The following is a 15,703-nucleotide window of genomic DNA, read 5'->3' on the forward strand; positions in this document are numbered from 1 at the left end:
AAACACCTACGGGCATTATGGCGGTGATTTTGGACGGAGTGCCCTGACTGCGCTCTGTACCGGGCTGGTGAGCGGAAGCTGTTTCTATTTCTGTTTCCTGACTGCCGAGAAGGATGTGGGGATCAGTCCTTTCTGGACGACAGCTCTGTGCCATGTCCTGTTCAACGGTACGGTTCTGGGGGTGTTTGGGCTGGCTTATGTTCTGGGGTTCTTGTCCTGAAGAGAGACTGACTCTTCAGGACACGACCGGCTTCAGGCTTTGGTTTTGTTGCGGGATCCGGCGGGGCGGCCTCTGGGCTTCTTTTCAGTAGCTTTTTCCGCTGCTTTCTCTTTGGCGGCCTTTGCCTTTTTCGCGGCTGTGCGTTCGGCTTTTGGCGGTGGCAGGCTGGCGGCGAGCATGGCCTGCGTAACCTTGGTGGCCGTGACCTTGCGCGGCTGTCTTGCGCCCGGTGCGTCCAGCAGCGGGGCGAGGAAGCGGCCGGTATGGCTGGCCTTGCACGCGGCGATGTCTTCCGGCGTTCCGGCTGCGACAACCTGACCGCCGCCGTCCCCGCCTTCGGGGCCGATGTCGATCAGCCAGTCGGCCGTCTTGATGACTTCCAGATTGTGCTCAATCACCAGAACCGTGTTGCCCTGATCGACGAGGGTGTGGAGTACTTCAAGCAGCTTGCGGACGTCTTCGGTGTGCAGCCCGGTCGTGGGTTCGTCGAGAATATAGACCGTGCGGCCAGTGGCGCGCTTGGCCAGTTCCTTGGACAGTTTGACGCGCTGGGCCTCACCGCCCGAGAGCGTGGTGGCCTGCTGGCCGAGGGCGACATAGCCCAGCCCGACCTGTTGCAGGATGGCGAGACGGTCTCGGATCTTGGGGGCGGCCTGAAAGAACGGCAGGGCCTCGTCCACGGTCATGGACAGCACGTCCGCGATGGACTTGCCGCGGAACTTTACATCCAGCGTTTCGCGGTTGTAGCGCGCGCCCTTGCAGGTGTCGCAGGTCACGTACACATCCGGCAGGAAGTGCATCTCGATCTTGAGAACGCCGTCGCCCTGACAGGCTTCGCAGCGACCGCCCTTCACGTTGAAGGAGAAGCGGCCCGGTTTGTAGCCGCGTGCCTTGGACTCGGGCAGTTCGGCGAACCAGTCGCGGATCGGAGCGAACAGATCCGTATAGGTCGCAGGGTTCGAGCGTGGCGTGCGGCCGATCGGGGACTGGTCGATCTCGATGATCTTGTCGAGATTGTCCACGCCTTCCAGACGGTCATAGGGCAGCGGCGTCTGGCTCGATTTCATGAGCTGGCGGGACAGCGCCTTGTAGAGCGTGTCGATGACCAGCGTGGATTTACCACCACCCGAAACACCCGTGACGGCGATGAAGGTACCGAGCGGGAAATCGACCGTCAGATCCTTGAGGTTGTTCCCGCGTGCGCCGTGCAGGGTCAGCATGCCGCTGGGCTTGCGGCGTTCGGTCGGGACGGGAATGACCTTGCGGCCTGACAGATAGGCGCCGGTGATGCTGTTGGGATTTTTGGCGACCTCTGCCGGGGTGCCGACGGCAATGACTTCGCCGCCGAGCTTGCCCGCGCCCGGTCCCATGTCGATCAGGTAGTCGGCGGCGCGGATGGCGTCCTCGTCATGTTCGACGACGATGACGGTGTTGCCGAGGCGCTTGAGGCGGTCGAGCGTACCAAGCAGGCGTTCGTTATCGCGCTGATGCAGGCCGATGGAGGGTTCGTCCAGCACATACAGCACGCCCGTCAGGCCCGAACCGATCTGCGAGGCCAGACGGATACGCTGGCTCTCGCCGCCGGACAGGGTCGCGGAACCACGCGACAGGGTAAGGTAGTCCAGCCCGACATCATCGAGGAAGTGCAGCCGGTCCGTGATTTCACGCAGGATGCGTCGGGCGATCTCGGCGCGCTGGGGCGTGAGGGTGGCTTCCACGGTGGAAAACCAGTCGAGCGCCTTGCGGATGGGCATGTCCGAAGCTTCGGCGATGTTGAGGTCCTTGACCTTCACGCACAGGGCTTCGGGCTTGAGGCGTGCGCCGTGGCAGGCATGGCAAGGCTTTTCGGACTGGTAGCGGGAGAGCTCTTCGCGCACCCACATGCTGTCCGTCTGGGCCATGCGGCGGCGCAGGTTCTTCAATACGCCTTCGAACGGCTTGGTGATGATATGGACTTTCCCGCCATCGCTGTAGGGAATGTCGATCGGCTCTTTCGAACCGTTGATGATGAGATCCTGCGTCGCGGGCTGAAGCTCGCTCCAGGGTGTGTTCATGTTGTCGCCGCAATGGCGGGCGAGGGCGGCGAGCGTCTGGTCGTACCAGTCCGTGCTTGCACCCTTCCACGGGGCGATGGCGCCTTCGGCCAGCGTCAGGCTGTCATCCGGGACGATCAGGTTCGCGTCGAAATGGGTTTCGGTGCCGATGCCGTCACAGACCGGGCAGGCGCCCATCGGCGCGTTGAAGGAGAACAGGCGCGGCTCGATCTCCTCGATCGTAAAGCCGGAAACGGGACAGGCGAAGCGGGACGAGAACACGACATGCGCCGGGGCTTCTTTTTCGCCCGCACGTTTGACTTCCTCGGCGTACGCCAGACCGTCGGAGAGTTCGAGCGCGGTCTCGAAACTGTCGGCCAGGCGGGATTCAATCCCTTCCTTGACGACAATCCGGTCCACCACGACTTCGACGGTATGACGCGTCTTGCGGTTCAGTTCCGGGGCTTCGGCGATTTCATACAGTTCGCCGTCGATCTTCACGCGGGTGAAGCCCTTGCGCGTCAGCTCGGCGAGTTCGCGCTTGCAGTCGCCTTTGCGGTCCCTCACGACGGGTGCGAGCAGCATCAGGCGCATGCCGTCCGGCATGGCCATGACGCGGTCCACCATCTGGCTGACGGTCTGCGCCTCGATCGGCAGGCCGGTCGCGGGGGAATAGGGAATGCCGACACGCGCCCAGAGCAGACGCATGTAATCGTGGATTTCCGTGATCGTCCCCACGGTTGAGCGGGGGTTCTTGGAGGTGGTTTTCTGCTCGATCGAGATGGCCGGAGAAAGACCTTCGATGGAATCCACATCCGGCTTGCCCATCAGTTCGAGGAACTGGCGGGCATAGGCGGAGAGGCTTTCCACATAGCGCCGCTGGCCTTCGGCATAGATCGTGTCGAAGGCCAGGGAGGATTTTCCGGAGCCCGAGAGACCCGTGATGATCGTCAGGGAATCACGGGGGATCGTGGCATCGATATTCTTGAGATTATGGGCGCGGGCCCCACGGACGCGGATCGAATGATTGTCTGGAAAGCTCACGGAGACCCCGGAATATGGAGAAAAGGTAGTTGTGAGATCAAACGCGCTTGAATGGCGTCGGATTGTTCCCCATTAGATGGGGACTTACGCACGTATGAAAAGAACAATTCGAGAAAATTGGTTGGGACGGGAATGGCAGGCAGCGTCAACAAGGTGATTCTGGTCGGAAATCTGGGCAAGGATCCGGAAGTCCGCAACACGCAGTCGGGGGCGAAGATCGTCAACCTGACTGTTGCGACGTCCGACACCTGGAACGACAAGCAGTCGGGTGAGCGCAAGGAGCGCACCGAGTGGCATCGCGTGGTGATCTTCAACGAGCGCACGGCCGATGTTGCCGAGCGTTATCTGCGCAAGGGCCGCAAGGTCTACATCGAGGGCGAACTCCGCACCCGCAAATGGACCGACCAGTCCGGCCAGGAAAAATACACGACCGAAGTCGTGATCGACCGTTTCCGCGGTGATCTGGTGCTGATCGACAGCAATCGCGGCGGTGGCGGCGATGATGGCGGTTTTGACAACGGCGGTGGCTATGGCGGTGGTGGCGGCTTCGGCAGCGGAAGCCGAGGCGGCTCGGGTGGTTTCGGCGGTGGCTCCCGCGGGAACACGGGCGGTGCTTCCGGTGGAAACCGCTCGGGTGGCAGCAATGGCGGCTGGGATGCCCCGCCGGACAACGATCTGGACGACGAAATCCCGTTCTGATCCGGTCAGGAAAACCGGGTAGCAGATAAAAAAATGGCGGATGTCAGCCGACATCCGCCATGCGTAGCATTTTCCGTCAGCCCGTGGGCCGGGTCTTAAAAGACCGCGCGGTCCGGAATACTGGCCGGGTCCGGCGTCATCACAGCAACCGTGTTGGCAAAATGGCTCCGGCCGTCGGTTCCATTGGCAACACCGCCTGAGCAGGCGGACAGGGCAAGAGCGCAGGACAGTAATACTGCGTCGAATACCAGAGCTTTCTTTCTGATCATCATTGTTATTCTTCCTTTTCTGATCGTGACGACCATACGATTCTGAAAAAGGAGAGTGAAATCTTATGTTTCTATCTGTTCATAAGTACCACTTATGAACGGGGGTATGATGCGTTCGTCCGGGAAAAGGCAATAAAAAAGGCCGGTGCATTCCTGCACCGGCCTTTCCGTGTTCCTGCTTTTTAGCGGGACTCAGGCCTCGACATAAGCCTTGAGAATGGTGTCGGGGTCCTTGACCACGCCACCTGCGCCCGAACCGCGCTTGATCTGGTCCACGTATTCCATGCCTTCGATCACTTTGCCGACGATCGTGTACTGACCGTTCAGATGCGGGCTGTCGGCGAACATGATGAAGAACTGGCTGTTGGCGGAGTGGGGTGCCATCGTGCGGGCCATGCCCACCGTGCCGCGCTCGAACTTGGCCTTGTCCGTGAATTCGGCCTTGAGGTCCGGATAGGAGCTGCCGCTCGTGCCGGTTCCCGTCGGATCGCCACCCTGGGCCATGAAGCCCTCGATCACGCGATGGAATGCCACGCCGTTATAGAACCCTTCGGTGGCCAGGAGCTTGAGGCGCTCGCACGCCAACGGAGCCAGGTCAGGGCGCAGCTCGATGACGACCTTGCCAGTCTTGAGCTCGAAAACCAGCTTGTTGCCGTCGGGCACTGCAGTATCGGACATCTTGGAACCTTCCAGAAATCATTGAAGGTTCTTATGTCGGCCCTCGGCCCAGTTTCGACAAGACGATACGTGCAACATCTTCGCTGACGAAGGGAGAAATATCGCCCCCCAGCCGTGCGATTTCCTTCACGATCCTGCTGGCCGTGCTGCGATGTTCTTCAGAAGACAGCAGGAAGACCGTCTCGATTTCCGGTGCCAGACGACGCAGTGCGCCGGAAAGCTGGCTTTCATAGTCGAAATCACCGCCCGACCGCAGCCCTCGGACAACAGTTCCTGCCCCGGCCTGCCGAACGGCATCAACCAGCAGCGTATCAAAACCGACGACCTCGATCCGGTCTGCATGAGGAAGCCTTGCCACCTCATGCCGAAGAGCTGCAAGCCGTGCTTCCAGATCTAGAAGCGGCTGCTTGCCTTCATTGACCGCCACGCCAACCAGCAGGCGGTCGAACAAGGCAGAAGCCCGGTGGATGATGTCCAGATGCCCGAACGTTACCGGATCGAACGTGCCGGGATAGAACCCGACACGTGGATCCGTGCGCGCCTCAGGCGTCAGGTGCAGCATCGTCACCAGCGGCAGGCGCTTCTGGAGCGGCCTCGGAGGCACCGGCCTCGCCAATCACCTTGGCACCGGCTTCGGAGCCTTCGTCGGTATCGCCCTCTTCCGTGTCGTCTTCGAGAACGGGGAAGACGCAGATGACGGTCTCGGTATCATTCAGGCGGAACAGCGTAACACCGCTGGCCTGACGGGACATGACACGGACCTGCGACACCGGCAGGCGGATCAGGCGGCCCGTATCCGTCACCAGCATGACGTCCGTTCCATCGAGCGTCGGCAGGGTGCCCACCACTTCCTTGCCGCGACGGTTTGCGGAGAAGGTCATGTTGGTGATGCCCTGACCGCCACGGCCCGAGACACGGTAATCATAGGCCGAAGAGCGCCGGCCGAAGCCGCCATCCGTCACGGTCAGGAGGATTTCCTCCTGCTGCTCCAGCTCTTCGAAACGCTCCTGCGTCAGATCACCCGTGATCTCGACCGTTTCCTCATCACCAGAAACGGTTTCGTCCTCGGCGCTGTCGTCCAGGGCGGCATTTTCGGCGCGGCGCTTGGCATTGGCCATGCGCAGATAGGCTGCACGTTCCTCGACGCTCGCATCCACGTGATTGAGGATGCACAGCGAGATGACCGCATCGCCCTCGCCCAGACGGATGCCGCGCACGCCTGTGCTGCCACGACCGGCAAACACGCGCAGCGTCTCGTCCGTGATCTGGAAGCGGATGCAGCGTGCATTCTTCGTCGCTAGGAACACGTCCTGACCTTCACGGCAGGTTGCCACGCCGATGAGGGAGTCGCCTTCATCCAGCTTCATGGCAATCAGGCCGGAAGCGCGGATGTTGCGGAAATCGCTCAGGCGGTTGCGACGCACATTACCGCTGGCCGTGGCGAAGGCGAGGTGCAGGTCTTCCCACAGCTCCTCATCCTGCGGCAGCGGCAGAACGGCTGTGATGGAGTCTGTTCCCAGTTCCGGCAGCAGGTTGACCAGCGCACGGCCCTTGGCGGTCGGCGCGGCTTCCGGCAGGTGCCAGACCTTCATCCGGTAGGCTTTGCCGCCCGAGGAGAAGAACATCACCCACTGATGTGTGTGCGCATTGAAGCTGCGGACGATGATATCGTCCCCACGGCGTCCGGAGGCCGTGCGGCCACGGCCGCCACGGTTCTGGGAGCGGAAGACCTCCAGCGGCGTGCGCTTGATGAAGCCGTCGCGCGTGATGGTGACGACCATCTGGCCTGGCTCGATCAGGCTCTCATCGGTCTGGTCACCGAGTGCGTCGGAAATTTCTGTCACGCGCGGTGTGGCGACTTCCGCACGGGCGGCCAGAAGCTCTTCGCGCATGACTTCCATCCGGCGCGGGCGGCTCTCGATGATCGCCAGCAGTTCGCCGATTTTCTGCGCGACTTCGCCCAGTTCGCCCTGGATCTTCTCGCGCTCCAGCCCCGTGAGGCGCTGCAGGCGCAGTTCCAGAATGCCACGGGCCTGGGCTTCCGTCAGGCGGACCTTGCCATCGATGATGACATTGCCTTCGTCGTGGATCAGCTCCAGCAGCGGGACGACTTCCGAAGCGTCCCATTCGCGGGCCATCAGCGATTCACGCGCCGTGGCGGCGTCCGGAGCCGCGCGGATCAGCGCGATGACCTCGTCGATATTGGCAACGGCCAGAACCAGACCGACCAGCAGATGCCCGCGGTCACGGGCCTTGTTCAGATCGAAGCGGGCGCGGCGCAGGATGACTTCCTCGCGGAAGCGCAGGAAGGCTTCCAGGATGTCTTTCAGCCCCATCGTCCGAGGCTTGCCGTCGTCGAGCGCCAGCATGTTGGCGCTGAAGGACGTCTGGAGCTGCGTGAAGCGGTAGAGCTGGTTCAGCACCACATCCGGGGTCGCATCGCGCTTGAGTTCGATGACAACGCGCATACCCGAACGGTCGGACTCGTCGCGGATGTCGGAAATGCCTTCGATTTCCTTGGACCGCACCAGATCGGCGATCTTTTCCTGCAACGTGGCCTTGTTCACCTGATACGGGATCTCGGTGATGATGATGGCCTGACGGTCCTTGCGGATCTCCTCGATTTCAGCGCGGGCGCGTACCGGGATGGAGCCGCGACCCGTCTCATAGGCGCGACGGATGCCGCTGCGGCCCATAATGATGCCGCCCGTCGGGAAATCCGGACCCGGGATGATCTGCATCAGCTCGTCGAGTTCGATGGCCGGATTGGCAATCATGGCCAGCGTGGCGTCGATGACCTCACCCGGATTATGCGTCGGGATGTTGGTTGCCATGCCGACGGCAATACCGGCTGCACCATTGACGAGCAGGTTCGGGAAGACGGCCGGAAGGACCTTCGGCTCGTTCTCGCTCTCGTCATAGTTCGGCTGGAAATCGACGGTATCGCGCTCAATGTCATCCAGCAGGAAGGACGACGCCTTGGCCAGACGGGCCTCGGTGTAACGCATGGCCGCCGGACTATCACCGTCCACCGAACCGAAATTGCCCTGACCGTCGATCAGCTTGACGCGCATCGACCAGTGCTGCGCCATCCGGACCATGGCGTCATAGATCGAGCTGTCACCATGCGGATGGTATTTACCCATCACGTCACCGACGGCACGCGCCGATTTGCGGTAGGGCTTGTCGGCCGTGAAGCCGCTTTCGCGCATGGCGTAGAGAATACGGCGATGGACCGGCTTCAGACCGTCCCGCACATCCGGCAGCGCACGCGATACGATCACGGACATCGCATAGGCCAGATAGGAGGAGCGCATTTCCTCCTCGATCGTCACAGGAAGACGGCCGGAAGGGGTCAGATCAGTCGGCTCGGTCAGCTCGGTCAAGACAGGTCACCACGCTAGAATTCAGTTGCCCGAGCATACCGCATGCGTCGCCGACACGCCACACCCGGCTCCCGCAGGAAGCGTCTGTGTCGTGGATGGTTCCTGTTCCCTCAAGCTTCCCTCAGGCGGCAGGAAATGTCACGCGCACGAAAGATTCACAAATCCACGCAAGAATGCGGGTCTTAGTTTGTATATTATTAACTTGCGCAATTTATTTGAAACCGTTAGCAATTCCCAAACACGCTCCGGCGAGTCTCTGCCGGAAATCTTTTTGGAAGATCTCATCATGGCCGATACGACCAACGGAACCGACGACGTCACCTACAACAGCAGCGAAACCAGCTTTCACCAGCACGACTATGCCTGGGACTGGAATGGCTCCGCGATGGGTGGCGACTGGTCCGATCCGAGCAACTGGGTTCTGAAAAACAACGGCAATCCGGTGGACACGAACGGCGAGTCCTTCAGTAACGATGCTATCCCCCAAAGCGAGCAGAATGCTGATGTTAATGTTGGCTACTCGGGCAACGCTACGCCGAACGTGGTCGTCTCCAACGCTGTACTTTACAACCAGATCCGTAGCCTCAGCGTCTGGCAGAACAGCACCCTGAAGATTACTGCGCAGGGCGGAAATGGAAACGTTTTCGCAACGGCTGGTCTGGAAAACCACGGCACGATTATCATCGATACCCCGTCGAAGGTCGAACTCGGTGGCGTGCCGACGGGTGATGGCACCCTGACGATCATGAACAACGACGGGAACGTGACGTTTGATGACGCATATCTGAACAACGGTACGCTGAATCTGATCAACTCGACCCTCGGCAGCGTGGACGCTCCCGTTACCGTCTCCGGCGGTACGATCAACCTTCAGCAGAACAGCACGCTCGTTGCAGACCTGTATGGTGAAGGCTCCACGCTCAATGTCGATCCGGCAAGCGTCAACACCATCTATGTCAACGACCGCAACTCCAACAACAGCGGTTCCGTACAGGGCACCGTCATCAACGGTGTGTCCGAAAACACCCATTTCGGCATTCTGAGCGGCTCTTCCAAGCCGACCGCCGCCACCTACACCGAGAACTCCGACGGGTCCTACACCCTGACGATCAATCTCGATAACGGTCGTTCCATCACCTACCCGACGGTTCATGTCGCAGACGGCTTCACGCCTGCTGCCCAGGCCACGATCGTCCAGGACGGATCGAACGGCTGGCTGGTTGAAGATGCCGGTACGAGCACGGCTTCGGCGTCTTATGCTACAAGCGATCTGCACCAGCAGATGGCTTCGACGGCCGCTGCTGCAGCCAGCGCCGGTGGTGACACCTCCCAGTACAGCACCAACGCCGTCAGCTATCACAATCACGATGCCGCATGGCGCTGGACCGGTCCCGCCACCGGCGGTGACTGGTACGATCCGAAGAACTGGACGCTGTATAACAGCAAGAACCAGCCCGTTGACACGACAGGTAATTCCTACAACGGCGACGCCATTCCGCAGAGCGAGCAGAATGCCGACGTCAATGTTGGCTATACCGGCAACACCACGTCGTTCACCGTTGTCGCCAACGCACCGTCCTACAACCAGATCCGCAGCCTCAGCGTCTGGCAGAACAGCACGCTGGAAATCACGGCAAATGGCGGTAACAACTACAACGGCTATGTCTTTGCCACGGCAGGCTTCGAAAACGACGGCACGATCCTGATCAACACCCCGTCGAAGGTTGAACTCGGCGGCGTCACGATGAACCGTGACGACGGTACGATCACGATCATGAACAACGACAACAACGTCGTGTTCGATACCAACAACGTCAATAACGGCGGCACGATCAACCTGATCAACGCCACGCTGGGCTCGGCGACCAACCCGCTCTGGATCAGTGGCGGCACGGTCAACCTGTCGCAGGACAGCAGCCTGTTCCTGGATCCGAGCGAAAGCATCAACACCATCAATGTTGATCCTTCGACGGTAAATACGGTTTATGTCGAAGCCAACGGCTTCCTGCATAACAACTCGGCCAACAACCAGAACATCGTCATCAACGGTGTGTCCGCCAACACGCATTTCGGTATCTCCGGTGTCACATCCGCTCCGACGGCTGCCACCTACACGCCGAATGACGATGGCTCCTACACCCTGACGATCACGCTGGCTGACGGTCGCGAGCTGACCTATGGCAACATCCATACGGCTGACGGTTTCACACCTGCTGCCACGGCATCCATCGTCCAGGACGGCACCAATGGCTGGATTGTCGAAGATGCCGGCGTCACGACCTGCTTCCTCGCTGGCAGCATGATCCGCACGCCGGAAGGTGATGTCGCTGTCGAGAGCCTGCGTCTGGGCAGCACGGTTCTGGCCTTCGTGAACGGCGAAGCCGTGGAGCGGACCGTGACTTGGGCTGGACGTGCGCACATGCTTGCCAAGGCTGGTCTGAGCGATGCCGAAGCCGGTTATCCGGTCCGCATCCTGAAGGACGCGCTCGCCGAGGGCGTGCCTTACAAGGACATGCTGGTCACCCCGGAACACTGCCTGTTCCTGAACGGTGGTTTCGTGCCGGCGCGTATGCTCGTGAACGGTCGTTCCGTGATCTATGACCGCTCCCTTCCGTCCTACGACTACTTCCACGTGGAAACGGCCGAGCACTCCGTCATCATGGCGGACGGCATGCTGACGGAAAGCTATCTCGACACTGGCAACCGTCATTCCTTCCGCCAGAACGGTACCGTCGTTTCGCTCGGTGGCCGTGCACGCAACTGGAACGATGATGCGGCAGCCCCGCTGGTTGTCAGCCGCGAAGTGGTCGAGCCGATCTTCCGTGAGATCGAGGCCCGCGCCATCGCAGCCGGTCTTGAAAACACCATCGAGGCTCCGGCCCTGACCGAAGATGCCGGTCTGCACCTCGTCACCAGCACGGGTCAGACCATCCATCAGGTCCGGACGGCCAATGGCCGCGCGATGTTCATGATCCCGTCCGATGTGACGGAAGTGCGCCTCGTGTCCCGTACCTTCCGTCCGAGCGAAACGGTCGGACCGTTCGTGGATGACCGCCGTCAGCTCGGCGTTCTGGTTGGTGAAGTCACGCTGTTCGACTCGGGCAACACAATCCGCATCGATCAGCATCTGACCGATGCCGGCCTGGCAGGCTGGGACGTTCAGGACGATGCGGCCGCCCGCTGGACCAACGGCAACGCTGTGCTGTCCCTGACGGCCCGCCAGCCGAACAGTCTCGGTATGCTGGCCATTCAGGTTCTGGCCGCAGGTCCGTACGTGCTGGTTTCCGAAGGTGAAGCCGAAACGGCTCACACCGCCTGAGACCAGACGGTCTGAAACGGAAAAAGCCTCATCCCTTCGGGGATGAGGCTTTTTTTTGTCCATTCTCCCCGTGTGGGTGTAGGGCAAGGCCCCAACGGAAAAAGGCGCCCCTGTATGGGACGCCTTTTCTTGTAGGATAGTCTGAAAACGGGCTCAGAAGTTGGCGTTGATCCGTCCGTAGTAGTAACCGCCGGTGATGGGCACCTGCAGCGAGAACTGATCGTAGATCTGGGCGCCGCGGGAGTTGTTGACCTGCTGGACGCGACGGGGGCGGACGTTGAAGATGTTGTTCGCGCCGATCGCCAGATGCCAGTTGCTGTTGAAGCGGTAGCCGACTTCGATATCCGTCAGCCAGCGCGGCGTATTCTTGAACTGCGCAAAGCAGCTGTTGGAATAGGCCAGGCTTCCACCGCTCGGGCAGGGGAGCGTCTTGTCCGTCCAGTCATAGTAGGTCAGCATGGACGTGGTTTCGCCATACCGTGTCTGGCGGACGTTGAAGTCCCATTTTCCGACCGTATATAGCGCGTTCAGGATGATCTTGCTGCGCGGATAGGCGGTCGTGATGTAGGCGATGTTCTGCGCATTCAGCAGCGGATTGCCGTTGGTGTCGGTACCGTTGTGGTGCAGGCGCGTGCGGTTCAGGTCCAGCGCCATGCTGAGGTTCAGGTTACCGGCATTGTGGAAGCGGATCATGTAGTCCGCCTTGATATCCAGACCCTGCGTGCGGGTGCTGGCGCCGTTGGTCATGTAGTACGCGGATACGTTGTCGGCCGTGATGCTGTTAAGCGGCAGGGAGTATCCCATGGCCTCGATGGCCTCGATGGCGGACTCGCCCTTGACGGTGCCACCACCCACGATGCGGTCACGCAGATTGATCTGGTAGACATCCGCTTCGACGTGGAAGTTCTTCACCGGCTCCACGACGATACCGCCGCTGGCACTGACGGAACGTTCCGGCTTCAGGGCGCTTGCCCCTAGGACGCGGGCGGCCGTTGAGCTGACGGGCAGCAGGCCGGAAGCGCCGGTCGGATCCACGTTCATGGCGCTGTAGTGCTGCTCGGCCAGCGTCGGCGCACGGAAGCCGGTGCTGATGGTGCCACGAAGCGCAATCTTGCTCGTCACGTCATAACGGGTCGAGACCTTGCCGTTCTCCGTGTTGCCGACATCGGTGTAGTGCTCGAAGCGGCCGGCGAAATCGAGATCCCAGTGCTTGAGGGGGTGGAAGTCGCCATCGACATAGGCCGCCCAGATGTCGCGGCTCCAGTTGCCGGCGCTGTTGGGACCGAGACCGGCATAGCCCTGCGTCCCGCCCAGTTCATAGGATGGCGGAGTACCGGCCTTGATCTGATAGGTTTCGAGGCGATGCTCGCCACCAAAGGCCAGCGTCATCGGAACGGTATGGGCGATGTTGAACTGGCGGCGGAAGTCCAGATTGTTGGTCCACTGCGCCATGCGATAGGTCTCGGCGCGCGTGGAGCTGGGCGACCAGCCGCAGCCATCGGTCGAATAATAGGACGAGGTCGGATCGGTCGAGCAGGTGCTGGCGAGCATGCCTGTATTGGCGGTGTTCTTGTTGCCGATCTTGTTGCCGTCAGCACCATAAGTGGTGCTCAGGTCCCAGTCGAAACCAAAGAAATTGTCGCCTTTGAGGCCGAGCGTGGCGGCGTAATCGTTTTCTTCCGATGTTTCGAGCGGGGAGAAGCCAGCCGGGTACATGGTCGGCGCGATCGCCGGGGTCCGGTAGTTTTCGTACGCTTCGCCATGGCGGTGCATGTAGGTGATGAGGCCGTAGAAATTCACGCCTTCGGTAATGGTCTTGCCGAAATCGATGGCGAGGCTTTCGCGGGTTTCTTCGGGCGTGCTCATGATCTTGTTGGAATCAGCGGGCACGTTCATCGCGTTCGGAACGACACCGTTATAATATCCGGTCGTGGTGGCGTTGTTGGGCCAGCTTCCGATCAGGCGGTGGTCGCGTGCGCCGACGACCATGTGGTCGGTGTGGTAGACTTCGCCGCTGATGTGCAGGTAGCCGTCATTGCCCCATTTTACGCCACCATCGGCGTCCACCTTGTACTGCCAGCCGTCGCCGTTATAGGCGTTCGCACCGGTCTGCACCGAAGTGTGCATGCCGTGAGCCTGCTTCTTGGTGATGATATTCACCACGCCCGCAATGGCGTCGGAGCCGTACATCGCGGCGGCACCGTCTTCCAGCACTTCGATATGGTCGATGGCGCTGGCGGGGATCGTGTTCAGATCAGCACCCGTGGAGCCGAACTGCGGGCCGGCATCGGCCGTGATGTTGGCCGTGTTGTGGCGGCGCTTGCCGTCTACCAGGACCAGGACTTCGTTCGGCCCAAGGCCGCGCATCTGGATGGAAGACGTCAGGGCGGAAGAATCCGCGCCCATGGCCTGCACGTTGATGGAGGCATAGGTCCGGGTCAGGGCATCCGCGACGTTCATCATGCCGGAATGGCGCAGTGTTGCAGCCGAAATCACGCTGACGGGGGACGAGCTTTCACGGGCCTTGCGGTTGGTCGCATGGGTCCCGGTGGTGACGTTGATTGTCTCGGCTTCGCCCGTGAAATTGACGTCCGTCTTCTTCTTGCGGGGGGCGACAACGGCGGGTGTGGCCGTCGTAGCCGCAGGATGGGCAGCACTGTGAGCGGCGCTGCTGGGTTTAGCGCTGTGATGGCGTGTGGCGGGATGCGCCGTGGTGGTTGCGGCCAGGGCAGACATGCAGGGCATGACGGAAACTGCCGTCGTTACGAGCAGGGAGATGCGATGCCGGGATTTCATTACTACTTCTATACCTCCATGAGACGCCGCTCTTGGGTTCAGAGGGGGTTTCTGGATAGTAATGATAAAAATTCGTTACATGAAAGCAGCAAAAATGATTCTTGCAACAGATTTCCGTCCTGTTGCAGAATAGCAACAAGATGTTTGTGCTTCCGAAAAACAAGAAATGAAATTCCGAAAGGAATATGCTTTGAGAAACATATTTCCGATTGAGGGGGCGGGATGAGCCGGAAGTGCTGTAGGGAAGGAGAGCCTTGTTACTTTAACGCACCAATCAGTGTCAGTCGTCCAGGCGGACCTTGCGGTTGTGTTTGATGCCGGCCCGGTGTGATTTTCCGTCAAGGCGACGCTGCCGGGCTGCTCTTCCGGGACGGGTGGCTACGCGGAAAGTGGGGCGGTGAGCCGCCTTGCGGATCAGCTCTGCCAGGCGTTCGATGACGTCCTCACGGTTTCTCTGCTGTGTGCGAAAACGGCGACCCGTAATGATGATTTCGCCATTCTGGGTCGCCCGGCTGCCTGCGAGTTCGATCAGGCGTGTCCGGATGCGGTCTGACAGGGCCGGAGAGCGCGCGGCATCGAACCGGAGCTGTGCGGCCGTGGCCACCTTGTTGACGTTCTGTCCTCCCGGCCCGGAGGCCAGGATATAGGTGACTTTCAGTTCGTCCTCTTCAATCCGCAGACCGGGAAGAATCTCGATGGGCATCTGTTTCTTCCTTTCGGACTGGAAAAGGGGTGGCTGTGGTCAGGAAACGCAGGACGTCGCGCCCATAGCCTCTTTCGGCGCGGGAGACCATGAAGCGAGGTGTCGCATTGTCCGGTGGATGGGGACGAAAGCCTGTTTTTCCGGATGGCGAGGTTGACGCCCTCATGGGTTGTGAGGTAGCCAGCGTGCGGATGAACCGGTAGCTCAGTTGGTAGAGCATTCGACTTTTAATCGAATGGTCCTGGGTTCGAGTCCCAGCCGGTTCACCATTTTCCTGCGAATTCTGAAAATACCATTCTGTCTCTGGCGGGACAGGTTGTGGCGCGTGGCGGTCTGGCGGCGTAGTGTGACGCGAGGAAACGATAATAAGAGGAAACGCTGATGACGCGCGTTCGGATTGGGGTGGCGCTTGCGCTGCTGGCAGCTCTTGCGGCCTGTGGCCCGGATTATGGTGGTCAGGGATCGCGGCAGTTCCGCGGCGATGACTATGGAAATGTCGGGGCGGGCCGGAGCAGCTACGGCTATCAGGGTGGTCCGACCTGAGTTTTTCTCAGGC

At 60.6% G+C, this 15,703-nt stretch carries 10 protein-coding genes, 1 tRNA gene and 1 pseudogene; 5 read left to right on the plus strand and 7 right to left on the minus strand.

Going from position 1 to position 15,703, the window contains the following annotated elements; all coding sequences use genetic code 11:
• Positions 1–220 (plus strand): annotated as a pseudogene (locus tag GOX01_RS12830) (hypothetical protein); the annotation flags it as partial.
• Positions 221–252: 32 nt separating this feature from the next.
• Here GOX01_RS12830 and uvrA read toward each other — a convergent pair.
• On the minus strand, positions 253–3,297 hold the full coding sequence (gene uvrA, locus GOX01_RS02755; protein WP_011252460.1) for an excinuclease ABC subunit UvrA: 3,045 nt from the start codon (positions 3,295–3,297) through the stop codon (positions 253–255).
• A gap of 132 nt (positions 3,298–3,429) precedes the next feature.
• Between uvrA and ssb the strand changes: the two genes are divergently transcribed.
• A complete protein-coding gene (gene ssb, locus GOX01_RS02760; protein ID WP_011252459.1) occupies positions 3,430–3,996 on the plus strand; it encodes a single-stranded DNA-binding protein in 567 nt (188 codons plus the stop codon).
• A 95-nt stretch (positions 3,997–4,091) separates the two neighbouring features.
• Here the strand turns inward: ssb and GOX01_RS12835 are convergent, their stop codons facing one another.
• The 4 genes from GOX01_RS12835 to gyrA all read right to left on the minus strand — a co-directional run bounded on the left by GOX01_RS12835 (position 4,092) and on the right by gyrA (position 8,329).
• The gene (locus GOX01_RS12835; protein ID WP_011252458.1) at positions 4,092–4,268 is read right to left on the minus strand and encodes a hypothetical protein; all 177 of its coding nucleotides are present in this window, start codon (positions 4,266–4,268) and stop codon (positions 4,092–4,094) included.
• Between the two features lie 189 nt (positions 4,269–4,457).
• Positions 4,458–4,943, minus strand: coding sequence for a peptidylprolyl isomerase (locus GOX01_RS02765; RefSeq protein ID WP_011252457.1), 486 nt, complete (start codon positions 4,941–4,943; stop codon positions 4,458–4,460).
• A 31-nt stretch (positions 4,944–4,974) separates the two neighbouring features.
• Complete coding sequence (gene coaD / locus GOX01_RS02770; RefSeq protein WP_011252456.1) at positions 4,975–5,505, minus strand: pantetheine-phosphate adenylyltransferase; 531 nt, start codon at positions 5,503–5,505, stop codon at positions 4,975–4,977.
• The gene (gene gyrA / locus GOX01_RS02775; RefSeq protein ID WP_024716693.1) at positions 5,486–8,329 is read right to left on the minus strand and encodes a DNA gyrase subunit A; all 2,844 of its coding nucleotides are present in this window, start codon (positions 8,327–8,329) and stop codon (positions 5,486–5,488) included. The genes coaD and gyrA overlap by 20 nt, the downstream gene beginning before the upstream one ends.
• 286 nt (positions 8,330–8,615) lie before the next feature.
• Between gyrA and GOX01_RS02780 the strand changes: the two genes are divergently transcribed.
• Positions 8,616–11,648 carry a Hint domain-containing protein gene (locus GOX01_RS02780; protein ID WP_228119153.1) on the plus strand — a complete coding sequence of 1,011 codons (3,033 nt, stop codon included), beginning with the start codon at positions 8,616–8,618 and terminating at the stop codon, positions 11,646–11,648.
• A 153-nt stretch (positions 11,649–11,801) separates the two neighbouring features.
• Here GOX01_RS02780 and GOX01_RS02785 read toward each other — a convergent pair whose 3' ends face one another.
• Entirely contained in the window at positions 11,802–14,444 is a 2,643-nt protein-coding gene (locus GOX01_RS02785) for a TonB-dependent receptor plug domain-containing protein (protein ID WP_011252453.1), read from the minus strand.
• A gap of 280 nt (positions 14,445–14,724) precedes the next feature.
• Positions 14,725–15,147 (minus strand): alternative ribosome rescue aminoacyl-tRNA hydrolase ArfB, encoded by a 423-nt coding sequence (arfB, locus tag GOX01_RS02790; protein ID WP_011252452.1) that lies wholly within the window; start codon positions 15,145–15,147, stop codon positions 14,725–14,727.
• A gap of 193 nt (positions 15,148–15,340) precedes the next feature.
• Between arfB and GOX01_RS02795 the strand changes: the two genes are divergently transcribed.
• Together GOX01_RS02795 and GOX01_RS12840 are read left to right on the plus strand one after the other, a co-directional pair.
• Positions 15,341–15,416: transfer RNA gene (locus tag GOX01_RS02795), tRNA-Lys, on the plus strand.
• Between the two features lie 112 nt (positions 15,417–15,528).
• On the plus strand, positions 15,529–15,690 hold the full coding sequence (locus GOX01_RS12840) for a hypothetical protein (RefSeq protein WP_165919952.1): 162 nt from the start codon (positions 15,529–15,531) through the stop codon (positions 15,688–15,690).
• Positions 15,691–15,703: the final 13 nt, after the last annotated feature.

The organism is Gluconobacter oxydans (assembly GCF_006539685.1).
GTDB classification, from domain to species: domain Bacteria; phylum Pseudomonadota; class Alphaproteobacteria; order Acetobacterales; family Acetobacteraceae; genus Gluconobacter; species Gluconobacter oxydans.